Source organism: Marinobacter sp. NFXS9, from assembly GCF_040148665.1.
GTDB classification, from domain to species: domain Bacteria; phylum Pseudomonadota; class Gammaproteobacteria; order Pseudomonadales; family Oleiphilaceae; genus Marinobacter_A; species Marinobacter_A mangrovi.
In genome coordinates this window covers 181,854-204,436 of the sequence record NZ_JAGDDW010000007.1, presented here as the reverse complement: position 1 = coordinate 204,436, position 22,583 = coordinate 181,854, and the positions used below count along the sequence as shown (strand labels likewise).

At 61.7% G+C, this 22,583-nt stretch carries 18 protein-coding genes and 1 tRNA gene; 10 read left to right on the top strand and 9 right to left on the bottom strand.

Features of this window, described 5'->3' with window-relative positions:
- Positions 1-74: 74 nt before the first annotated feature.
- The 5 genes from aroE to J3364_RS12985 form a co-directional block, all read right to left on the bottom strand.
- A complete protein-coding gene (aroE, locus tag J3364_RS13005; RefSeq protein ID WP_349558753.1) occupies positions 75-899 on the bottom strand; it encodes a shikimate dehydrogenase in 825 nt (274 codons plus the stop codon).
- A complete protein-coding gene (gene hemF, locus J3364_RS13000) occupies positions 896-1,822 on the bottom strand; it encodes an oxygen-dependent coproporphyrinogen oxidase (RefSeq protein ID WP_349558751.1) in 927 nt (308 codons plus the stop codon). Before hemF ends, aroE begins: the two co-directional genes overlap by 4 nt.
- 18 nt (positions 1,823-1,840) lie before the next feature.
- Positions 1,841-2,431: an L-threonylcarbamoyladenylate synthase type 1 TsaC gene (tsaC, locus tag J3364_RS12995; protein WP_502882513.1), complete on the bottom strand. Its 591-nt coding sequence runs from the start codon at positions 2,429-2,431 to the stop codon at positions 1,841-1,843.
- A 107-nt stretch (positions 2,432-2,538) separates the two neighbouring features.
- Positions 2,539-3,693: a DNA-processing protein DprA gene (dprA, locus tag J3364_RS12990; protein WP_349558750.1), complete on the bottom strand. Its 1,155-nt coding sequence runs from the start codon at positions 3,691-3,693 to the stop codon at positions 2,539-2,541.
- Between the two features lie 117 nt (positions 3,694-3,810).
- Positions 3,811-4,833 (bottom strand): LysM peptidoglycan-binding domain-containing protein, encoded by a 1,023-nt coding sequence (locus J3364_RS12985; RefSeq protein WP_123633893.1) that lies wholly within the window; start codon positions 4,831-4,833, stop codon positions 3,811-3,813.
- Between the two features lie 374 nt (positions 4,834-5,207).
- On the opposite strand from J3364_RS12985, the gene def reads away from it, so the two are divergent.
- The 10 genes from def (at position 5,208) to J3364_RS12935 (ending at position 15,810) form a co-directional block, all read left to right on the top strand.
- A complete protein-coding gene (gene def, locus J3364_RS12980; protein WP_123633892.1) occupies positions 5,208-5,711 on the top strand; it encodes a peptide deformylase in 504 nt (167 codons plus the stop codon).
- Positions 5,712-5,835: 124 nt separating this feature from the next.
- Complete coding sequence (gene fmt / locus J3364_RS12975) at positions 5,836-6,771, top strand: methionyl-tRNA formyltransferase (protein WP_349558749.1); 936 nt, start codon at positions 5,836-5,838, stop codon at positions 6,769-6,771.
- Position 6,772: 1 nt separating this feature from the next.
- Positions 6,773-8,101, top strand: a complete 1,329-nt coding sequence (rsmB, locus tag J3364_RS12970; protein WP_349558747.1) for a 16S rRNA (cytosine(967)-C(5))-methyltransferase RsmB — start codon at positions 6,773-6,775, stop codon at positions 8,099-8,101.
- The gene (gene trkA, locus J3364_RS12965) at positions 8,098-9,471 is read left to right on the top strand and encodes a Trk system potassium transporter TrkA (protein ID WP_123633889.1); all 1,374 of its coding nucleotides are present in this window, start codon (positions 8,098-8,100) and stop codon (positions 9,469-9,471) included. Before rsmB ends, trkA begins: the two co-directional genes overlap by 4 nt.
- A 19-nt stretch (positions 9,472-9,490) precedes the next feature.
- Positions 9,491-10,939 (top strand): TrkH family potassium uptake protein, encoded by a 1,449-nt coding sequence (locus J3364_RS12960; protein ID WP_349558746.1) that lies wholly within the window; start codon positions 9,491-9,493, stop codon positions 10,937-10,939.
- A gap of 187 nt (positions 10,940-11,126) precedes the next feature.
- Positions 11,127-12,071 carry a glycine--tRNA ligase subunit alpha gene (glyQ, locus tag J3364_RS12955; protein WP_349558805.1) on the top strand — a complete coding sequence of 315 codons (945 nt, stop codon included), beginning with the start codon at positions 11,127-11,129 and terminating at the stop codon, positions 12,069-12,071.
- Positions 12,072-12,073: 2 nt separating this feature from the next.
- Positions 12,074-14,152: a glycine--tRNA ligase subunit beta gene (gene glyS, locus J3364_RS12950; protein ID WP_349558804.1), complete on the top strand. Its 2,079-nt coding sequence runs from the start codon at positions 12,074-12,076 to the stop codon at positions 14,150-14,152.
- 9 nt (positions 14,153-14,161) lie between these two features.
- On the top strand, positions 14,162-14,716 hold the full coding sequence (gene gmhB, locus J3364_RS12945) for a D-glycero-beta-D-manno-heptose 1,7-bisphosphate 7-phosphatase (protein ID WP_349558745.1): 555 nt from the start codon (positions 14,162-14,164) through the stop codon (positions 14,714-14,716).
- 80 nt (positions 14,717-14,796) lie between these two features.
- Positions 14,797-14,873 (top strand) — tRNA-Pro (locus J3364_RS12940).
- Positions 14,874-15,051: 178 nt separating this feature from the next.
- Positions 15,052-15,810, top strand: coding sequence for a VC0807 family protein (locus tag J3364_RS12935; protein WP_349558744.1), 759 nt, complete (start codon positions 15,052-15,054; stop codon positions 15,808-15,810).
- Positions 15,811-15,913: 103 nt separating this feature from the next.
- Here J3364_RS12935 and gyrB read toward each other — a convergent pair whose 3' ends face one another.
- The 4 genes from gyrB to dnaN all read right to left on the bottom strand — a co-directional run bounded on the left by gyrB (position 15,914) and on the right by dnaN (position 22,568).
- Positions 15,914-18,328, bottom strand: a complete 2,415-nt coding sequence (gene gyrB, locus J3364_RS12930; RefSeq protein WP_123633884.1) for a DNA topoisomerase (ATP-hydrolyzing) subunit B — start codon at positions 18,326-18,328, stop codon at positions 15,914-15,916.
- Positions 18,329-18,352: 24 nt separating this feature from the next.
- A complete protein-coding gene (gene recF / locus J3364_RS12925) occupies positions 18,353-19,474 on the bottom strand; it encodes a DNA replication/repair protein RecF (RefSeq protein WP_349558743.1) in 1,122 nt (373 codons plus the stop codon).
- A 656-nt stretch (positions 19,475-20,130) separates the two neighbouring features.
- Positions 20,131-21,393, bottom strand: coding sequence for an ABC1 kinase family protein (locus J3364_RS12920; RefSeq protein ID WP_349558742.1), 1,263 nt, complete (start codon positions 21,391-21,393; stop codon positions 20,131-20,133).
- A 71-nt stretch (positions 21,394-21,464) separates the two neighbouring features.
- Positions 21,465-22,568, bottom strand: a complete 1,104-nt coding sequence (gene dnaN, locus J3364_RS12915) for a DNA polymerase III subunit beta (protein WP_203142094.1) — start codon at positions 22,566-22,568, stop codon at positions 21,465-21,467.
- Positions 22,569-22,583: the final 15 nt, after the last annotated feature.

The window sequence follows — 22,583 nt, the reverse complement described above, 5'->3', positions numbered from 1 at the left end:
GCACAATCCTGAGAATAGCCTACTTGGCGGCCCCAATCCTGTAACCAAGCGTTAAGGGAGGGTGTTAAAGCCGACTAACCCACGCGGTCCCGCAATGCGGCCATCACCGGCGAGGTCTCCGGCCGCACGCCACGCCAGCACGCAAACGCTTCCGCCGCCTGCTCCACCAGCATGCCCAGGCCGTCGATAACGCGTGGTGCGCCGTGATCCCGCGCCCATTGGTTGAATGGCGTCAGGTCGGGACCGTACATCATGTCGTAGGTGATGGTTTTCGGCCCCACCACGCGGCGGTCCAGAGGCGGCAGATCGCCCTGCAAGCTGGCGCTGGTGCCGTTGATGATCAAATCGAACGCGTCTTTCGGGTCGGTGAAACCACAGCCTGTCACCGGCACATCGCCGGCGAACAAGTCCGCCAGGGCTTCCGCCTTGGCCACCGTGCGATTGGCTATGACCACCTCGGCCGGCTGCTCCCGCAGCAGCGGCGCCATGATACCGCGTACGGCGCCGCCGGCTCCGAGCACCAGGATGCGGGCGCCTTTCAGGTTGATGCGCTGGTTGACGGTCAGATCGCGAACCAGCCCCAGGCCATCCGTGTTTTCACCGCACAGGCGACCGTCGCTGTCCTGAAACAGGGTATTCACGGCTCCGGCCGCTTCAGCGCCGGGGCTCAGGACGTCCACCAGTTTCCAGGCCTGTTCCTTGAATGGCACCGTCACGTTCAGGCCTTTGCCGCCGCGCTCGAAAAACATCTTTACCGCGCCGTGAAAACCGTCCATCGGGCACTGGATGGCGGTGTACTCCACCGGCTCCCCGGTCTGGGTGGCAAACAGACTGTGAATCAACGGCGACTTGCTGTGACTGATGGGGTTGCCCATCACGGCGTACAGGTCCTGGGTCATGCGTTGGCGTCCTCCTCGGCCAGCCAGTCCCGATCGGTCAGGAAATAGGCGGTCAGTTCGTATTCCGGCGTGCCCGGTCGGGGCTGGCGGTTGTAGTCCCAGCGGGCCAGGGGCGGCATGGACATCAGGATCGATTCGGTGCGGCCCCCGGACTGCAGGCCGAACAGGGTACCGCGATCGTAGACCAGGTTGAATTCCACGTAGCGACCGCGGCGATAGAGCTGGAAATTCCGCTCACGCTCGCCGTAGTCCATGGTCTGGCGACGCTGGACGATGGGCGTGTAGGCGGTCAGGTAGCTATCGCCCACCGACTGCATGAAGGCAAAGTCCCGGTCGAAGTCGCCGCTGTTCAGGTCATCGTAGAACAGGCCACCGATGCCACGGGGTTCCTGGCGATGGCGGATGTGGAAGTACTCGTCGCACCATTGCTTGTAGCGCGGGTAAACCTCGTCGCCAAAGGGCGCACAGGCGGCCCGCGCCGTGCGGTGCCAATGGACGCAGTCGTCCCGGAAACCGTAGAAGGGCGTCAGGTCGTAGCCGCCGCCGAACCAGTAGACCGGCGGCTTGTCGTCGGGCCGGGCGATGAAAAAACGGACGTTGGCGTGGGAGGTGGGCACATAGGGGTTGCACGGGTGCATGACCAGGGAAACGCCCATCGCCTCCCAGGGCGCGCCCGCCAGTTCTGGCCGGTGCGCAGTGGCGGACGGGGGCATCTGGTTGCCGGTGACGTGGGAAAAGTTAACGCCCCCCTTCTCGAAGATCCGGCCTTCGGTAATGACCCGACTGATGCCACCACCGCCTTCCGGCCGGTCCCAGCTGTCGGTTGCGAAACTGGCTTGCCCGTCCAGTCGGGACAGGGTTTCGCATATCCGCTCCTGAAGCGATAGTAAGTACTTCTTTACTTCAGTGCTATTGGGTTCCATGGCTTTCTCCGAATCGGTTCAACGCAACTGGCGGCCGGACACCAGGTCGATAATGCGGCTGGGCTGTCGCTGACGGCCCAGGGCACCGGGCAGGATGTAGTCAAGGCGGTCTTCGAAATAGCGGGCCACCTGCAGGCGGCTGCGCGCTGGCGGTCGGCCCGCCGGGTTACAGGACGTGGAGACCACCGGACCGCCAAACGCGGTGCAGAGGCGGCGCACCAGCGGATGATCGCTGACGCGGATGGCCACGGCGCTGTGCTCGCCCTTGATCCATTCCGGGATCTGGTCGAGGAGATCCGGGATCAGACAGGTCACCGGACCCGGCCAATGGGACAGCGCCTTCTCGCGCAGGGCCGGCTCCAGGGGCTCCAGCAGGAACGCAATCTGCGCCGGAGACGACGCCACCAGGATAACGCCCTTGTGCTGGGGGCGATCCTTCAGCGCCAGCAACCGGTCCACGGCGGCGCCATCCCAGGGATCACAGCCCAGGCCCCAGACCGCTTCGGTCGGGTAGGCGATCACGCCCCCGGCGTCCATCACCGCTGCGCTTTCCCGCACATGCCACCAGCCCGGTGGGTAGTCGCTTGTTGGATTTCGGAATTCGTTCATGACTCGACCTGCCAGGAGTTGGCCTCGCATTATGGCGTTTGCTCTGGCGGGTGAACAGACCGAAGCGATGACCATCACTCAATCTGCCCGCAATAACGGTCCCCTTGTCAGGCGCGCTGATACCCCCCCGGAACCGTCAGAACGAGACCGTCCATCTCCAACATCAGGATAGCCTGTAACAGGGCGTCGGCGCTGAGGCCGGTGCGATCGCACAAATCGTCGGTGGAGCAGGGATCGAAGGCCAGGGCACGGAACACCGCCTGGGCCTCAGCGCCGAGATGTTCCGGCACGACGGGCTCGTCCTCGGAAGGTGCCGGGGCCGGTGCGGGCGGCCCCCAGGCCGCCAGTTGCTCCTCGATGTCCTGCACCGACTCCACCAGCGTGGCCCCTTGGCGGATGAGCTGATGACAACCCCGGGCCAGGGGGTTATGGATGGAGCCGGGAATGGCAAAGATCTCCCGGCCCTGCTCCAGCGCCAGCCGCGCGGTGATCAGCGAACCGCTGCGCAGGCCGGCTTCGACCACCAGCGTGCCCTGGGCCATGCCGCTGATGATGCGGTTGCGCCGGGGAAAATGACCGGCCCGGGCGCGGGTCCCGGGAGGAAACTCTGACAGCAGGGCCCCGTTTTCCGGAATGGCGGCGGCGAGCCCGCGATGGGCAGCCGGATAGACCACATCGACACCGGTGCCCAACACCGCCAGTGTGGTGCCGCCGACGTCCAGGGCACCCTGATGCGCCGCGCCATCGATCCCCAGCGCCATGCCGCTGGTGACTACAAAACCTCGCTCGGCCAGGGCGCGGGCAAACTGGCGGGCATGGTCCAGGCCGCTGCGGGTGGCGTTCCGGCTGCCAACGATCGCGATTTGCGGACGTGACAGCAGATCGCGCTGACCTTTGAGATAAAGGACTGGCGGGGCGCCATGGATCTGGCGCAGGGCCGACGGGTAGTTGGGCTGCCCCCAGTGGATGACCTGGATGGCTTGGTCTTTCAGACGATGCCAGCAGGCCTGCGCGTCCTGCATGGCCGGGTGATCCGGATCCCCCTGCTGCCAGGCCAGCACGCCGGCACGGGCCAGCGGCGGCAAACCAATGGTTCTCAGGCTGGCCGGGTCGAGCGTGAGCAGTTCGGACGGGTCCGGTAGGTGATCGAGAATGGCCTGCCAGCGGCGTTCGCCCAGGCCGGGCAGGTGGGCCAGCAGCAACCAGGGACTGCAGGGGTCCCGCAGAAACGCGTCGGCGGGCGACAGGGTGGTGTCTGTCATGGGTTGTCATTCCTTCGACGGGGACGGCACCGTCCTGGTACCGACAAAACCGGCCTCTAGGCCATAAAAAACGGGAGGCGGCGTAAACCGGCTCCCGTTCGTATTCTACCGTTGCTGTTACGGATTGCCTACGCGGTCTCCGACAGCCAGGGTACGGCTGGCCTTGAGGATCAGGCCGTAGCTCATTTTTTCGTAGCTCTGGAAGATCATCATCAGGCCGGCACGCTCGTCCGGCAGTTTGACGGCTTCCTTGGTGTACGGGTCGGTCACGGTATTGCCGGCCTGGAACACGGCCAGCACGTTGCCGGGCTTCAGCCCTTCGCGGGTACCGCGGTTGACCACCACCACATCGTACTGGCCGATCTGGGTCACGCCGCCTTCAACGGCGATCATGGTGCCGTCGATGTCGCTGTCCGGCGCGCTGGGGGTGAAGGTCGGGCTGATGCGACGGTCTTCGGTCGGCAGCAGACGATCACCGATGCGGACTTCCTCGTCGGTGCGCTTGAGCATCAGGGTCAGGACTTCACCGTTGGTTTCCTTGACGTCGGCCGCGCCGATGGACTTGGCTTCCAGGCCCAGGAACTCGTTGGTGTCCGGATCGTGGTAGGCCTTGTTGCGGCGGAACACGCCCAGGCTGTCCGCGTCGGTCTTGCCGCGGGCATAGATACGGTCGCCAGCGCCGGTCACGATGCGGGAGTCTTCACCTTCCAGCACGTAGGGTGCGGCATCAAGCACCTCCGGATCCACGATGCGGGTGTCGCTCAGGAACCCTTCGATCGCGTCCAGCGGAATGGTCGGAACCGGTGTATCGATCGGCGTAGAGCGCACTTTGGGCGACAGCTTGACCACACCGTTGTTGGAACGGGCCACCTTGGTCACACGGGGCTGGCCGTCAATGTACACCAGCGCCAGGACATCGCCCGGGTAGATCAGGTGGGGATTCTCAACCTGCGGATTGGCGTGCCAGATTTCCGGCCAGTACCAGGGGTTGTCCAGAAAACGGGATGAAATGTCCCAGAGGGTATCGCCCTTGACCACGGTATATCGATCGGGGTGATCCGACCGCAACTCAGGGCCGGCCGCGTGCGCCACCTGCATAAACAGCAGCACAGCCGTAAGAACGTACAGCAGTTTCCTCATTGTCTGGGTCCTTGATTGCTTTACTTTTATCCAATGGAACCTGAAACCCCGGATGGCGTCCGCAGACGGGTTCCCATACCCACATCCCCCTACTATAGAAGATGTCAGCCTATTTGTGATGTTATCTTTTGTTCTTCCAGTAAATTCTGGATTCAGACCGTAACACGGCCGAACCTGGATCGCGGCTATCCGCAAGCCTGGTCAGATTGTAATCAGTCCGGGAGTTGATAGATAATAGACTATCAGCACTATTGATGTTGTCATCTTGAAACTTCCGACCGTGCCACGATCATAGACAACATGCCGATCATGATGTGCGGTACGCCGTCGCATTTTGATCAACACACGCGGTCAAACGAACGATATAGATAGCCATGATACTTGAGATTCTGGAATTTCCCGATCCGCGCCTGCGCACCGTGGCCAAACCCGTCCAGGAGGTCACCGACGAGACGCGCAAGCTGATCGATGACATGTTCGAGACCATGTACGATGCCCCGGGCATCGGGCTGGCGGCGACACAGGTGAACTGGCACGAACAGATCATCGTCATGGACCTGTCGGAAGACAAGAGCGAGCCGCGGGTCTTTATCAACCCGGAGGTGGAAATCCTGGGTCAGGATGTTCAGGACATGCAGGAAGGCTGCCTGTCCGTACCCGGCTTCTATGAGGAAGTCAGCCGCCCGGATCACGTGATCATCCGCGCGATCGGCCGAGACGGCCAACCTTTCGAGGAAGAAGCCGAAGGCCTGCTGGCGGTCTGCATCCAACACGAGATGGACCACCTCAAGGGCAAGCTGTTCGTGGATTACCTGAGTCCGCTCAAGCGCACGCGGATCCGCAAGAAGCTGGAAAAACAGCACAAAATCCGGGCCTGATCACAGACCCACCCCAAGTGGTTTACAATAGAACACGATGGACCGGGCAACAGGCCCGGTCTTTTCGTTTGTAGAAGGCCATCGCGGTCATTCCAGTCACACCACGGATTCGAGGAGGCGCTGCGTGCGCATCGTTTTTGCCGGAACACCGGATTTTGCCGCCACCGCACTCAAAGCGCTGCTGGAACAGGACCACGAAGTGGTCGCCGTCTACACCCAGCCCGACCGGCCCGCCGGTCGCGGTCGCAAGCTCACACCCAGCCCGGTCAAACAGGTGGCCCTGGACGCGGATCTGCCCGTACGCCAGCCCGAATCCCTGAAATCCGCCGACGCCCAGGCCGAGCTGGCCGCCTTCCAGTCGGACGTCATGATCGTCGCCGCCTATGGCCTGATACTGCCCCAGGCGGTGCTGGATATCCCGGCCCGCGGCTGCCTCAACATCCACGCCTCCCTGCTGCCGCGCTGGCGCGGTGCGGCACCGATCCAGCGGGCCATCGCCGCCGGCGATGAGGAAACCGGCATCACCATCATGCAGATGGACGCGGGCCTCGACACCGGTGCCATGCTGCTCAAGTTGAGCACCCCGATTACCGGCGACGACACCGGTGGCAGCCTGCACGACCGGCTGGCGGACCTGGGCGGCCAGGCGATCCTGACCGCACTGAAGGAACTGGCCGACGGTGGGTTACAGGCCGAGACGCAGGACGACAGCCAGGCCTGTTACGCCCATAAATTGAACAAACAGGAAGGACACCTGGATTGGCAACAGCCGGCCATCGCACTGGAACGGCTGGTCCGGGCCTTCAATCCCTGGCCGGGCACGTTCGTCGATACCGACAGCGACCGGGTGCGCATCCACGCGGCCGAAGCATTGGCTGAAACCAGCGACCAGGCCCCCGGCACCCTCATCGCCCGGGGACGGGACGGCATCGATGTGGCCTGCGCCGAAGGCGTGCTGCGTCTGCATCGCGTACAGCTGCCCGGCAGCCGCGCCCAGTCCATCTCTGATCTGATCAACGGCGGCCGCGACGTGCTGACCCTCGGCGAGGTCCTGCACTGACATGGCGCGACAGCATCTTCCCCTTCGCGCCGTCGCCGCCCGCGTCATCCATGCGGTGAGCGAGGGCCAGTCCTTGTCCGATGCGCTGCCGCCGGCGCTGGCCCAGGTCAGTGATGAGGAACGCAGCCAACTGCAGGCGTTCTGCTTTGGCACCTGCCGCTGGTATCACCGACTCCAGGCCGAGCTGCAGACCCGGCTGCACAAACCGCTGCGCAAAGGCGACCGCATCGTGGTGCCGTTATTGCTGGTGGCGCTGTTCCAGCTGCGTCACAGCGGTCAGGCGGATTACGCCATCGTCAACGAAACCGTCGAAGCCTGCCGCTCACTCGGCAAACCCCATCTTGCAGGACTGGTGAACGCCATCCTGCGCGCGGCCCAGCGGGACGGGGAGCCAGAACCCGCGTCGGACGCCGCGGCCCTGAGCCACCCGGAATGGATGGTGGAAAAGCTGCGCCACAACTGGCCGGACCACTGGCAGGCGGCGCTGGAAGCCAATAACGTGCAGGGGCCGATGACCCTGCGGGTGAACCGGCGCCAGATCAGCCGGGACGACTATCTGCAACAGCTCGCCGAATCCGGTATCCAGGCTCAAGCCACTCGCTTTGCGACACAGGGCATCCAGCTGGAAAAGCCCTGCGGCGTCGACCAGTTGCCCGGGTTTGACGAAGGCCGGGTGAGCGTTCAGGACGAAGCCGCCCAGCTGTGTACCCAGTTGCTGGATCTCGCCCCCGGACAACGGGTGCTGGACGCCTGTGCCGCACCGGGCGGTAAGACCTGCGCGATGCTGGAAGCGGTTGAAGGCCTGGAAATGGTCGCGCTGGATCAATCCGATCACCGGCTCAATCGCGTGCGGGAAAACCTCGACCGTCTGGGACTGAACGCCCAGCTGGCCGCCGCCGATGCGGCCGATCTCGATAACTGGTGGGACGGCCAGCCGTTCGACCGCATCCTGCTGGATGTGCCCTGCAGCGGCAGCGGCGTGATCCGACGGCATCCCGACATCAAGCTGTTGCGCCGGGAGCAGGACATTGCCGGGCTGGCACAGGTCCAGCTCAACCTGCTGGAGCGCTTGTGGTCTACGCTGAAACCGGGCGGGCGGTTGGTATACGCCACCTGTTCCGTGTTCCCGCAGGAAAATCACCGTATAATCCAGCGTTTCATGAAAGCGCATGAGGAAGCCGCCCTGACCCTGCCGGAAGACCTGGCCTGGGGACTGGATACCGGGGCGGGGCGTCAGTTATTCCCGGAGACCGGATCACACGACGGGTTTTTCTATGCCTGCCTGACCCGGATGGACGACCAAGCAGCCAATCGGACTCCTACGTCATGAAGATCATTATCCTGGGCGCCGGTCAGGTCGGTGGCACACTCGCCGAAAACCTGGCCAACGAAGCCAACGATATCACCATCATCGACGCCGACGGCTCCCGCCTGCGGGAACTCCAGGACCGGCTCGACATCCGCACGGTGCAGGGGCATGGTTCCTATCCCAGCGTCCTGCGCCAGGCCGGTGCCGAGGATGCGGACATGCTGATCGCCGTCACCAACAGCGATGAGACCAACATGGTGGCCTGCCAGGTGGCTTACTCGCTGTTCAAGACGCCCACCAAGATCAGCCGGGTCCGGGCCAATGCCTATCTCGCCCGCAAGGAACTGTTCAGCGCCGAAGGCTTTCCCATCGACGTGCTGATCAGTCCGGAGCAGGTGGTCACCCGCCACATCACGCGGCTGATCGAGTATCCCGGCGCCCTGCAGGTGCTGGAATTCTCCAAAGGGCTGGCGCGGCTGGTGGCGATCCAGGCCACCGCCGGCGGACCATTGGTGGGGCATGAGTTGTCCTACCTGCGCACCCACATGCCCAAGATCGATACCCGCGTGGCCGCCATTTTCCGCAAGGACCGGCCCATCATCCCGCAGGGGGACACGGTGATCGAGGATGGCGACGAGGTGTTCTTCATCGCCGGCACCGATCACATCCGCTCCGTGATGAGCGAGCTCCAGCCGCTGGAAAAACCCTACAAGCGCATCTTCATCTGCGGCGGCGGTAACATCGGCCAACGCCTGGCCCACAACCTGGAAAACCGCTATCAGGTGAAGCTGATCGAGCGCAACCGGGACCGCTGCGTGATGCTGTCGGAGAACCTGCGCAAGACCATCGTGCTGCAGGGCAACGCCGCCAACAAGGACCTGCTGCTGGAAGAGAACATCGAGAGCACCGACGTGTTCTGTGCGGTGACCAACGACGACGAAGCCAACATCATGGCCTCGCTGCTGGCCAAACGGCTGGGCGTGCGCAAGGTCCTGACCCTGATCAACAACCCGGACTACGTGGACCTGATCCAGGGCGGTGAGATCGACGTGGCGATTTCGCCGCAGCAGACCACCATCGGTAGCCTGCTGACGCACGTTCGCCGAGGAGACGTCGTCAACGTTCACTCACTGCGCCGGGGCGCTGCCGAGGCGATCGAGGCGATTGCACACGGGGATCACCGGTCCTCCAAGGTGGTCGGCAAACGCCTCGATGAAATCACGCTGCCCGAAGGCACCACCATCGGGGCCATCGTGCGCCACAACGAGGTCCTGATCGCCCACGACCACCTGCGGGTGCAGCCGGACGACCACGTGATCCTGTTCCTGGTGGACAAGTCCCGCATCCGCGACGTGGAACGCCTGTTCCAGGTGGGTCTGACCTTCTTCTGAATCGGACGGATCCGATCCTATGCGACTGCCGGTCATCCTGAAGATCCTCGGCATCCTGATGATGCTGTTCAGCTTCACCATGCTGCCACCGCTGGCGATTTCCCTCGCCTACGACGACGGCCAGTGGAACCGGTTTGCCGATGCCATGGCCATCGTGTTTGTGGGCGGCCTGTTCGTTTGGGCCCCGTTCCATTCCGAGCATGGCGACCTGCGGGTGCGCGACGGCTTTCTGGTGACCACGCTGTTCTGGGTAGTGCTGAGCGTCGCCGGTTCCATCCCGTTCTACCTCAGTAACGACGCTCCGCACACCTACATCGACGCGCTCTTTGAAGCCGTCTCCGGCCTGACCACCACCGGCGCCACGGTCATCACCGGCATTGACCAGCTGCCACACTCCATCCTCTGGTATCGCCAGCAGCTGCAGTGGCTGGGCGGTATGGGGATCATCGTCCTGGCGGTCGCCATCCTGCCCATGCTGGGCATCGGGGGCATGCAGTTGTATCGGGCGGAAGTGCCCGGACCGGTGAAGGACAACAAGCTCACACCCCGCATCGCTGAAACCGCCAAGGCGCTCTGGTACATCTACGTGTCGCTGACCATCGCCTGTGCCGTGGCCTACTGGATCGCCGGCATGAGCTGGTTCGACGCCATTGGCCACAGCTTCTCCACCGTCGCCATCGGCGGGTTTTCCACCCACGATGCCAGCATCGGCTATTTCAACAGCCCGGCCATCGAACTGATCGCCGTGGTGTTCATGGTGCTCTCCGGCGCCAACTTCGCGCTGCATTTCATGGCCTGGCGCCAGCGCAACGTCCTGCTCTACTGGGGCGACTCCGAATTCAAGCTGTACATCGGCGCCCTGGCGGGGGTGAGCCTGGTGACCATTCTGGTGCTGATCGCCACCAACACGCTGCCGCCGCTGGAAGCCGTAACGCAGGGGATGTTCCAGGTCGTCTCACTGGCCACCACCACCGGCTTTGCCACCGCCGACTTTTCGGTCTGGCCGCTGATGCTGCCATTCCTGTTGTTCGTGATGTCGTTCATGGGGGGCTGTGCGGCATCCACCGGGGGCGGTATCAAGGTGGTGCGGATGCTGCTGATCTTCCGACAGGGCTCGCGTGAGATGAAGCGTCTGCTGCATCCCAACGCCGTCATGCCGGTGAAGCTCGGCAACCGGCCGGTGTCCGACCGTGTCCTGCAGGCCGTCTGGGGGTTCTTCTCGGTTTATATGTTCATGTTCCTGGTGCTGCTGGTCATCCTTCAGGCCACCGGCCTGGACCAGGTCACCGCCTGGACTGCCGTGGGCGCCACCATGAATAACCTCGGCCCGGGTCTGGGCGAAGTCACCTACCATTACGGCACCCTCAACGATGTGGCCAAGTGGGTGCTGTGCTTTGCCATGCTTTTGGGGCGCCTCGAAGTGTTCACCCTGCTGGTGTTGTTTACCCCCGCATTCTGGCGTCGCTAGGCCCTCATACCACGCCCCTGTCAGTAATTTGTACAATCCGCGAACAGGTTTCGAAATAGCGTGGCGAGAAGCGTATAATGCCCGTCTTCGTGCGCCAGCCCGGGTTATTTCCCCGCCGGAAACCCCCATTTTTTGAAGACAGCGGCGCCACACCCAAACGGATCAACAGGCAATTGTCGTGACTGAGATGGCAAACACGGACATCAAGACTTTCCAGGGCCTTATCCTGGCCCTGCAGCAATTCTGGGCGCGGCACGGCTGTGTCGTTCAGCAGCCGCTGGATATGGAAGTCGGGGCCGGTACTTTCCACCCGTCCACCTTCCTGCGGGCAATCGGCCCCGAAACCTGGAACGCGGCTTACGTACAGCCCAGCCGACGCCCCACCGATGGCCGTTACGGCGAAAACCCCAACCGCCTGCAGCATTACTACCAATTCCAGGTGGTGCTCAAACCCTCACCGGACAACATCCAGGAGCTCTACCTGGATTCCCTGCGGGCGCTGGGCCTGGACCCGCTGGTCCACGATATCCGTTTCGTTGAGGACAACTGGGAATCCCCGACGCTGGGTGCCTGGGGTCTGGGTTGGGAAATCTGGCTCAATGGCATGGAAGTGACCCAGTTCACCTACTTCCAGCAGGTGGGTGGCCTGGAATGCTATCCGGTCACCGGCGAGCTGACCTACGGCCTCGAACGCATCGCCATGTACCTGCAGGGCGTGGACAGCGTCTACGACCTGGTCTGGACCAACGGTCCGGATGGCGTCGTCACCTACGGCGACGTGTTCCACCAGAACGAGGTGGAGATGTCCACCTACAACTTCGAGCACGCCGATACCGAGTTCCTGTTCCACTGCTTCGATGTCCATGAGCGTGAAAGCCAGCGACTGATTGAAGTGGGTCTGGCCCTGCCGGCGTACGAGCAGGTCCTCAAGGCCTCGCACACGTTTAACCTGCTGGATGCCCGTCACGCGATTTCCGTCACCGAGCGCCAGCGCTATATTCTCCGCGTCCGGACCCTGGCCCGGGCTGTGGCCAAGGCCTATTTCGACAGCCGCCAGGCCCTGGGCTTCCCCATGGCACCGGAAGCGCTGCGTAACGAAATACTGGCCAACGCGGAAAAAGGGGACGCATGATCATGGCAAAACAGGATTTTCTGGTCGAAATCGGCACCGAGGAGCTGCCGCCCAAGGCCCTCAAGACACTGTCCGACGCGTTCACGTCCGGCTTCTGCAAGGGGCTGGATGACGCCGGCCTGAGCTACGGCAAGGTGGAGTCGTTTGCCGCTCCCCGGCGCCTGGCCATTCGCGTCCACGGGCTGGCCGATGCCCAGCCGGACAAGGCGGTGGAAAAACGCGGTCCCGCCGTCAAGGCCGCTTTTGACGACGCCGGTAACCCGACCCGTGCGCTCACCGGTTTTGCCAACTCCGCAGGCGTCACCCCGGACCAGTTGGACACGCTGGAAACCGAGAAGGGTGCCTGGGTGGTGTATCGTACGGTTGAACAGGGCCGTGCCACCGCCGAGCTGATCCCGGAGTTGGTGGAGCAGTCACTGGCCGGCCTGCCCATTCCCAAGCGGATGCGCTGGGGTGCCCACAAGGCGGAATTCGTGCGCCCGGTGCACTGGATCGTGCTGCTGCTGGGCAACAAGATCATCGACGCCAACATCATGGGTCTGCCCACCGGCAACGAAACCCGCGGGCACCGTTTCCACTGCCCGAAAGAACTGATCATTCCCACGCCGGACGCCTACGAGGTGGTCCTGCGTGAAGAAGGCTACGTGCTGGCCAGCTTCGAAGAGCGCCGTGACAAGATCCGCGCCGGCGTCGAAGCCCTGGCCCGTGAGAAGGGCGACGCCCAGGCCGTGATCGACGACGATCTGCTGGACGAGGTCACCGCCCTCAACGAGTGGCCGGTCCCGTTGCTGGGCCATTTCGAGGAACGCTTCCTGGAGGTGCCCGCCGAGGCGCTGATTTCCTCCATGAAGGAGCACCAGAAGTATTTCCACGTGGTCAACAAGGACGGCCGCATGCTGCCGCTGTTCATTACTGTGGCCAACCTGGAAAGCAAGGACCCGTCGCAGGTCGTCTCCGGAAACGAGAAGGTGATCCGGCCACGCCTGGCTGACGCTGCCTTCTTCTACGACACCGACCGCAAGCACACGCTGGAAAGCCGCATCGACGCGCTCAAACCGATCGTGTTCCAGGAAAAGCTGGGTAGCCTCCACGACAAATCCGTGCGGGTGGCGGCGCTGGCCAAAAAGATTGCAGAAGCCATCGACGGCAAACCGGAGAACGCCGAACGCGCCGCCATGCTGGCCAAGACCGACCTGGTCAGCGAGATGGTGCTCGAGTTCACTGACCTGCAGGGCATCATGGGCGAGTACTACGCCCGCAATGACGGCGAACCGGACGATGTCGCCGCCGCCCTGAACGAGCAATACATGCCGCGCTTCGCCGGCGACGACCTGCCGCAGACGCTGACCGGCTGTGCCGTGGCCCTGGCGGATCGTCTGGATTCCCTGGTGGGCCTGTTCGGCATCGACCAGCCGCCCTCGGGCACGCGTGATCCGTTCGGCCTGCGTCGCTCGGCCCTGGGTGTGCTGCGCATCATTGTCGAGCGGGAGCTGCCGCTGGACCTGCAGACCTGCTGCGAATGGGCGGCTGCGAACTTCACCAGCCTGACGGTCGAGGATCCGGTGACGCCGGTGGTGGACTACATGCTCGACCGTTTCCGCGCCCATTACGAAGAGCAGGGCATCGGGGCCGAGGTCTACCTGGCGGTGCATGCCCGTCGCCCGACCCGGCCGCTGGACTTCGAACAGCGTATCCGCGCGGTAGAAGCCTTCCGTCAGTTGCCGGCCGCCCAGGCCCTGGCCGCCGCCAACAAGCGGGTGTCCAACATCCTGGTGAAGCAGGGTGGTGAGGGCCTCTCCGAGCGGGTGGACAGCAGCCTGCTGCAGGACGCTGCGGAAAAAGCCCTGGCCGAGGCCGTTGACGCCCAGGCGGACAAGGTCACGCCGCTGTTTGCCCGCGGTGACTATGGCGCGGCGCTGACGTCCCTGGCGGACCTGCGGGAAACCGTCGACCGCTTCTTCGACGACGTGATGGTCATGGCCGACGATACCGCCATCCGCAACAACCGCCTGGCGCTGCTCAACCGTCTGCGCAACCTGTTCCTGCAGGTGGCGGACATTTCATTGCTGCCCACAGGCTAGGCACGCACGGTGCTGATCATCCTCGATCGTGACGGTGTGATAAACCGTTACCACGGAGAATACATCTGCTCGGTCGAGGAGTGGTTGCCCATTGCCAGCAGTATCGATGCCATCGCGCGACTGACCCGGGCCGGGCATCAGGTGGCGGTGGCCACCAACCAGTCCGGCATCGCCCGGGGTTTCTACGATCACCTCATTCTCGAGGCCATGCACGCACAGCTGGAACGGTTGGTGGAAGCGCTCGGGGGCCGGGTGGACTGCATCGTCTACTGCCCCCATCATCCCGACGAAGACTGCCGCTGCCGCAAACCCCGTACCGGTCTGCTGGAGGATATCCGCGATCAACTGGGCCTGGACGACCTTCACGACGCCATCATGGTCGGGGACAGTCGCAAGGACCTGGAGGCGGGCCTGGCAGCCGGCTGTCAGGCCGCGGCGCTGGTTCGTACGGGTAACGGGCGGCGTACCGAAAAAGAGCTCCAGACGGCGCCTCTGGGGCCAGTAACGGTCTGGAAGAATCTGTCCGCGTTCGTGGATCATTTCCTGGAAGGGGCAGGTCACTGACCTTCGGGAAACCGAAAGACGAAAAGTCACCTCAGGGGGCTGGCAATCCTCCGAATCATCAGTATAATACCGCCCAAATTCGGCGTGTGGCGCAGTCTGGTAGCGCACTTCGTTCGGGACGAAGGGGTCGCAGGTTCAAGTCCTGCCACGCCGACCATTTTCCCGCTTTTCCCTTCTTGATCAATCACTTAGCTCGTTCAGCCAATAACCTCATCCGTATCACCTTACGGCTTGCATGCGTGCGCCTCACGGGTCATTCTTCGTTATACTGCTTATAGCCAAACCGGGTTCCAACGACCTGTCGATTCCCTTCCAGAAATCAGGCCCGAAGCACTATGAACCAGAAGTCCACGTCGACCGCACCAGCGCCCCAGCAACAACAGCGCCCCTGGGCCGACCTGCTGATCAGTATTGTCATTCCCTCTGTCATCCTGATGAAGTTCAGCGGTGAGCAGGATCTGGGATCGGCCAACGCACTCCTCGTTGCGCTGGCGTTTCCACTGGGTTGGGGGCTGTATGAACTGATCCGATTCGGTAAGAAGAACTTTATCGCGGTGCTGGGTCTGATCAGCATTTTGCTGACCGGTGGTATCGGCCTGCTGCACCTGGATGCCCAGTGGCTTGCCATCAAGGAAGCTGCCGTGCCTCTGATTATCGGCCTGGCGGTACTGATATCCACCAAGACACGCTATCCCCTGGTCCGCACCCTGCTCTATAACCGCACCGTCCTGGATGTGGACAAGATCCACGATGCCCTGGTGGAGAAGGGCAACGAAGGCGTCTTCGAATCCCGGCTGATGCGGGCCAGCTACTACTTTGCCGGCACGTTCCTGTTCTCCTCGATCATGAATTACGTACTGGCCAAATGGATCGTCACCAGTCCGTCCGGCACGCCGGCGTTCAACGAGGAACTGGGGCAGATGACGCTGGTCAGCTATCCGATGATCGCCATCCCCTCCATGCTGATGATGATCGCCATCTTCTACTACCTCTGGCGGGCCATCCGCAACCTGACGGGCTTCAAGCTGGATGAAGTACTGTCACCGGCGCTGGTCGCCGCCCAGGAAGAAAAAGAGTCAAAGAAGCAGCAATAGCCCACTGACGAGACGAACGCAGACTCGACAGACACAAAAAAGCCCGGGGAAAACCCGGGCTTTTTTGGGACCGAAAAACAGGTCCGGATGGCGCGGTGACGAATCAGACGTCGAGGTTGGTTACCGCCAGGGCGTTGGTCTGGATGAAATCGCGACGCGGTTCCACTTCGTCACCCATCAGGGTCGTGAAGATCTGGTCTGCCGCGATGGCGTCCTCGATGGTGACCTTCATCATCCGACGGGTTTCCGGATCCATCGTGGTTTCCCACAGCTGTTCCGGGTTCATCTCGCCCAGCCCCTTATAGCGCTGGATACTCAGGCCCCGCTGCGCTTCCTTCATCAGCCACTGCAGGCCGCCTTCGAAGCTTAACACCGCCTGTTTGCGCTCACCGCGCTGGATGTAGGCCCCATCCTCGATCAGACCGTCCAGCTTCTCACCCAGTTTGGCGATCGCCGCGTAGGAGGCCGACTCAAAGAACTCGTGATTGAACACGTGGCTTTGAGGGATGCCGTGGACGTACACATCCACCTTGGGCAGGAACAGTTTGCGCTCGGTGTCCTCATGCACTGAGAACACGTACTTGGTACCGGTGCGGGTATCCAGCTCCAGGCTCGCGCCCAGGCGACCGACCCATTGGGTGACCGCGTCCTGGCTGTGCAGGTCGTCGGCAGTCAGGGTGCTGTTGTAGATCATCTGCTCCAACACCTTGGCCGGATAGGCCCGGGCCAGACGGTCGACCATGGTCATCACGGTCTGGTATTCCTTGACCAGGGATTCGAGCGCGGATTCGGCAATCGGCGGTGCATCCGGGTTCACATAGAACTGGGCCCCTTCCAGAGCGGTCTGGGTGAGGTAGGCTTCCTTCGCCTTCTCGTCCTTGATGTACTGCTCCTGCTTGCCCCGTTTGATCTTGTACAGCGGCGGCATGGCGATAAAGACGTGGCCACGCTCGATGATCTCCCGCATCTGCCGGAACAGGAAGGTCAGTAGCAGCGTACGGATATGCGAGCCGTCGACGTCGGCGTCCGTCATGATGATGATGGAGTGATAACGCAGCTTGTCCGGATCGAACTCCTCGCGACCGATGCCACAGCCCAGGGCGGTGATCAGCGTGCCGACCTCGGCGGAGGACAGCATCTTGTCGAAACGGGCTTTTTCCACGTTCAGGATCTTACCTTTCAGCGGCAGGATCGCCTGGGTCTTCCGGTCGCGCCCCTGCTTGGCGCTGCCACCCGCAGAATCACCCTCCACAATGTAGAGTTCAGACAGGGCAGGGTCCTTTTCCTGGCAGTCCGCCAGTTTGCCCGGCAGGCCGGCGATATCCAGCGCGCCCTTGCGGCGAGTCATTTCCCGAGCCTTGCGCGCGGCTTCACGGGCCCGGGCCGCTTCGAGCATCTTGTTGACGATCATCTTGGCTTCGTTGGGCTGCTCGACCAGATACGCCGCCAGATTCTGGTACATCTCCTGTTCCACCGCGGTCTTCACTTCGGAGGACACCAGCTTGTCCTTGGTCTGAGAGGAGAACTTGGGATCCGGCACCTTCACCGAGATAATCGCCGTCAGGCCTTCCCGGGCGTCGTCACCGGAGGTGGACACCTTGGCCTTCTTGCCCAGCCCTTCCTGCTCGATGTAATTGTTCAACGAGCGGGTCAGGGCAGCGCGGAAGCCCGCCAGGTGGGTGCCGCCGTCGCGCTGGGGAATGTTGTTGGTGAAGCAGAAGATGTTTTCCTGGAAGGCGTCGTTCCACTGCATCGCCACTTCCACCGCGATCCCGTCTTCACGCTCGTGGAGGAAATGGAAGACCCGGTTGATCGGGGTCTTGTTGTTGTTCAGATGCTCCACAAAGGCCCGCAGACCGCCTTCGTATTCGAACAGGTCTTCCTTACCGGTGCGCTCGTCCTGAAGACGAATACGGACACCGCTATTCAGGAAGGCCAGCTCACGCAGACGTTTTGCCAGGATATCGTAATGGAAAACGATGTTGGTGAAGGTCTCGGGCGACGGAATGAAGTGGACTTCGGTACCGCTCTTGTCGGTCTCGCCCTTGGCGGACAGCGGTGCGTCAGGAACGCCATCATGATAGGTCTGTTCCCAGACCGTGCCGTCCCGGCGAATGGTCAGGCGCAGCTGGGAGGAGAGGGCGTTTACGACGGAAACCCCCACACCGTGGAGACCACCGGACACCTTGTAGGTGTTGTCGTCGAACTTACCGCCGGCGTGAAGGACGGTCATGATGACCTCCGCGGCAGACACCCCTTCTTCCTCGTGCATGTCGACCGGGATACCCCGGCCGTTATCCCGGACGGTCACGGACTCGTCGGCGTGGATGACAATACCGATTTCACTGCAGAAACCGGCCAGGGCCTCATCGATGGAGTTATCCACGATCTCGAAGACCATGTGATGCAGGCCCGTGCCGTCGTCCGTGTCGCCGATGTACATACCGGGACGCTTGCGAACGGCATCCAGCCCTTTGAGGACCTTGATGCTGGAGGAATTATAAGTCGACGTAGTCATTCGGACGCTCCTAAAGCGCAGATCTTATTCTTCCGTAAAGTCGCCATGTTCCACGTGGAACACTTTGAAATCGGGCATGGGATCCCGCCACAGTCGTTCGGGGCGGGGCGGCTCGATCGAGGTGATGAACACCTGGCTGCCGAGATCGCGGAGCTTGCCGGCCAGCATCTGTCGATGGGCCTCATCGAGCTCCGCGTTGATATCGTCCAGTAAAAACGTACACTGCCGGGCGTGCTCCCGAAGAAGCTGGCCCTGCGCGATCTTCATCAATATAACCAGGGTTTTTTGCTGGCCACGAGACAGGGTTTCCGCCACCGGACGGCCCTGATACTTCACTCGCACATCCGCCCGGTTTGGCCCATATAGGGTGTGGCCCATCTTGGCTTCCTGCTCGCGATGGCTCAACAGCACATCCACGAGATCCGCCTTCCGGTCCCAACCGGGGAACAACTCAAACTTGAGCTCGTCGCTCCAGGCCACTTCCACATCACCGATAACGGCTTCCAGGAGCGGCAGGAACTGCTCAAAGACTCGGCGTCGGGCGTCAGTCACCTGGTTGGCCAACGCGATGTATTGGCTGTCCCAGATCCTGAGCAGCGATTCGTCAATTCTACCATTTCTGAGAATTTTATTCCGCTGGGAAACTGCTCTCTGGAACTGTTGCCACAAGGCAGCGAAGCCATGTTCCACGTGGAACACCGACCAATCCAGAAACTGCCGACGTTTACCGGGACCGCCGGTTACGATATCAAACGTGCCTGGATCGATGACCGACACCGGAAGGTGGCGAGCAATGGCGGACAGACTCCTCACCTTCTCGCCATCGACCTTCAGCCGGGTCTCCTTGGTGGTCAGATCTCGGGACATCCCGATCCGGTGGGTATCTGCCGAGGCGGTAGGCGACGCGCTGGCGGGAGTTTCCAGAATCTCCCCGAAAACGGTCAGGCTTTCCGAACCATGGCGCACGACGGCCTCGTGTCGGTTCACCCGAAATGATCGACCCAATCCGAGGTATGCGATGGCTTCTAACAGACTGCTTTTGCCACTGCCGTTAGCACCGTAGATCAGGTTGACGGACGGAGAAAAAGAGAGGGCGACGGGCGCGAGGTTCCGGAATTGTTGGGTTTGTAATTTAAGAAGCGCCATGCACCACAAGGATCCGTCGAGGAATAGAGGGTTCAGTTGGCCCATTTGTTCATCGTTGGGTAGATCACAGATCCCCAAGATTCCGTCCGTTGGCATTGTGATTCAACGGATTGCCAACCGGATAACCAGCGCAACCGAGGACGACGCTGTCTGAAGTTCGACGGACTAACGAACGAGCTAACCAATGCCGTAGTCTACCGGTTACGACACGCTTAGGGCAGGGGGGTAAGGCACCAGACGGTATAAGGCGTCTCATGCCCGGAATACATCAACGGCCAAGCACGACACGCCGCTAGCAGAGCTGAAGGTATCTGGCACTCCGCTTCGAGAGTAGCCTGACCTCTTAAAGCATCAGCGCATGAATTCACCACTGAAAAACCACGCTCATTGTCGCCGAAGGCTAACACCAAACTCCCGTATCCCGATCCGGACATTCCAGGAAAGCGCCGATTCGCGAGGTCTGCAATCTGACGATAACCTACGCCGACGAATTCGACGGACATCAAGACCAATCAACTGAACTCGAATGCAGTGGATTGATTCAAAACGACGCAATGTGCGTACTTCCCTTTCACCCACAAAAAAAGGTTCCACGTGGAACCTTTTTTTATGAGGCCAAATGACACCTCTCTATCTCCTGGCTGCAATCTCAGGCCTCAATGCAACAAATTCAACCGCTCGTCCATAAACACATCCATCTCGGGCGCCAGGATATGGACATAGCGGTCAAAGTAGAGGAATTGCTTGATCAACAGCGCAAATTCCCGGGGGAAATGAAGGCCGTGGGATTCGCCGATCTTCACCATGTCCATCAGGATATTGTTGACCTCGTCTTCAGCTTCCTCGGCCGCATATGGGGTGTCAGGCACCATTCGGTCCATCTGGTTGTACAGCCGGCGCAGATCGTTGGCCAGCTGATTCACATCGATGGTTTCGTGAGTGACGCCGATTCGCACCATGGCGTCGGCCATCCCTTCAAACTGGCCCACCATGACCGCCGATATGAAATCAGACACCGCCTGCCAGGTGTCTGGACGAATGCGCCCGACGATACCGAAATCGATAAAGCCGACGCGACCGTCTTTCAGGACCATCAGGTTGCCAGCATGCACATCCGCGTGGAAGAACTCGCACTGGGTCAGGCTGGAGAACCAGGTGTTCATCGCCGTGATCAGTGTGCGTTCCGGATCCGATGTCACCGTGCGAATCGTTTCCAGATCCGTCAGGGGCACACCGTAAAACCGCTCCATAGTCAGGACCCGCCGAGTGCTCCACCGTTCATAAACCTGGGGTACCGTCGCATCGGTATTGTGCGTGTCCAGCAGGAACTGACGGAACGTCTTGAGGTTGTTGGCTTCCTTGATGAAGTCGCATTCCTCCATCATGGTGCGCTGGATCTCTTCGACAATCCCGGACAGCGACGTCCAGGACAGCTTCGGCGCAATGGTTTCCAGAATTCGCGCCGAGGCATAGAGGAAATTGAGATCCGTCAGCAGGATGTTTTCCACACCGGGCTTCTGGATCTTGATCACCACCTGTTCACCGGAAACGAGGGTCGCCGCATGAACCTGCGCAATGGACGCAGACGCCAGCGGCACCGGGTCAATCTCGGCATAGATGGATTCCAGAGGCACCTTGAGTTCGTCCTGCAGGATCCGGCGCATCACGCTGAAGGGGAGGGCCGGTGTGCGATCCAGACACTGCTGGAACTCTTCCACATAGCTGGCAGGAAAGAAGGTAGGAGAGCTGGCGATGAACTGGCCGAGCTTGATGTAGGTGGCGCCCAGATTCTCGAACGTCTGGCGCAGCAGGCGCGGCGTAGGCGGTCGATCCCCTCGCAGCCAGTTGATTCCCGTGCGACTCAGCACCGTCAGCGTCTGACCGATGCGCAACGCACCCTTGATGCCGTTCACCACCATAGCAGACTGCCTCCTTCAATAAGCTAAGGGGATCGCGGCTGCAATCCCCCCCGGTGTGCCCAGCCTCTACTTTACAGCCTCATGGGCATGACCACATACAGACAGCTGGGGTCATTTTGGGCCTCGATCAGGGCACTGCTGTTGGGATTGGAAAGGGTGATCTTGACCTGCTCTTCGTCCAGTGCGTTCAGGACGTCCACCAGGTAGCCGACATTAAAGCCGATTTGCAAACCTTCACCCTGGTAGTCCACCGACATGGCGTCTTCGGCCTGTTCCTGGTCCGGGTTATTGGCGAAGATCTGAAGTTCGCCCGGGGCCAGACTCAGCCGGATACCGCGAATGTTCTCGTGAGACAGGATTCCGGCCCGCTGCAGCGTATTCTTCAAAGTGGTGCGATCGGCCATGACGGTCTTGTCGCCACCCCGCGGAATCACGCGGTTGTAGTCCGGGAACTTGCCTTCGATCAGCTTGGAGGTAAAGGTGTAAGCGCCAACCGTGGCTCGCAGGTGATTGTCACCGAAGACCAGCGTTACCGGCGTCTGCACATCGTCCAGCAGGCGAGCCAGTTCCAGCACGCCCTTACGCGGCACGATCACCTGCCTCGGTTCACTGATGCCGGTGGCCACACCCAGGCCCGACAGCGCCAGACGGTGTCCGTCCGTCGCTACCGCACGCAGATGCTCCGGATCCACTTCAAGCAGAAGGCCATTTAGGTAATAGCGCACATCCTGCTGAGCCATGGCGAACGCAGTTGCGTCCAGCATGTTGCGCAGATCCGCCTGGGCCAACTCAAGCCGGAAGCTTTCCTCATCGTCTTCCACGTTGGGGAAGTGCTCGGCCGGCAAGGTGGACAGGGTGAAGTGACTGGCCCCGGCGCGCAGGTGCAGCCGATCGCCTTCCAGGTTCAGCTCGATCGGGGCTTCGTCACCCAATGCCCGGCAGATGTCCGAGAGCTTGCGGGCGGGTACGGTGATGCGTCCCGGCTGATCCACATGCACGGGCGTAATCCGCGCAACCAGCTCCACTTCCATGTTGGTACCGGTCAGGGTCAGCGTGTTGTCCTCGGCTACCAGCAGCACGTTGGACAGGACCGGCATTGTCTGTTTGCGTTCCACCACGCCGGCAATGGATTGCAGCGGGGTAAGAAGGGATTCTCGGCTGATCGTCAGTTTCATGGCACTCGGATTCTG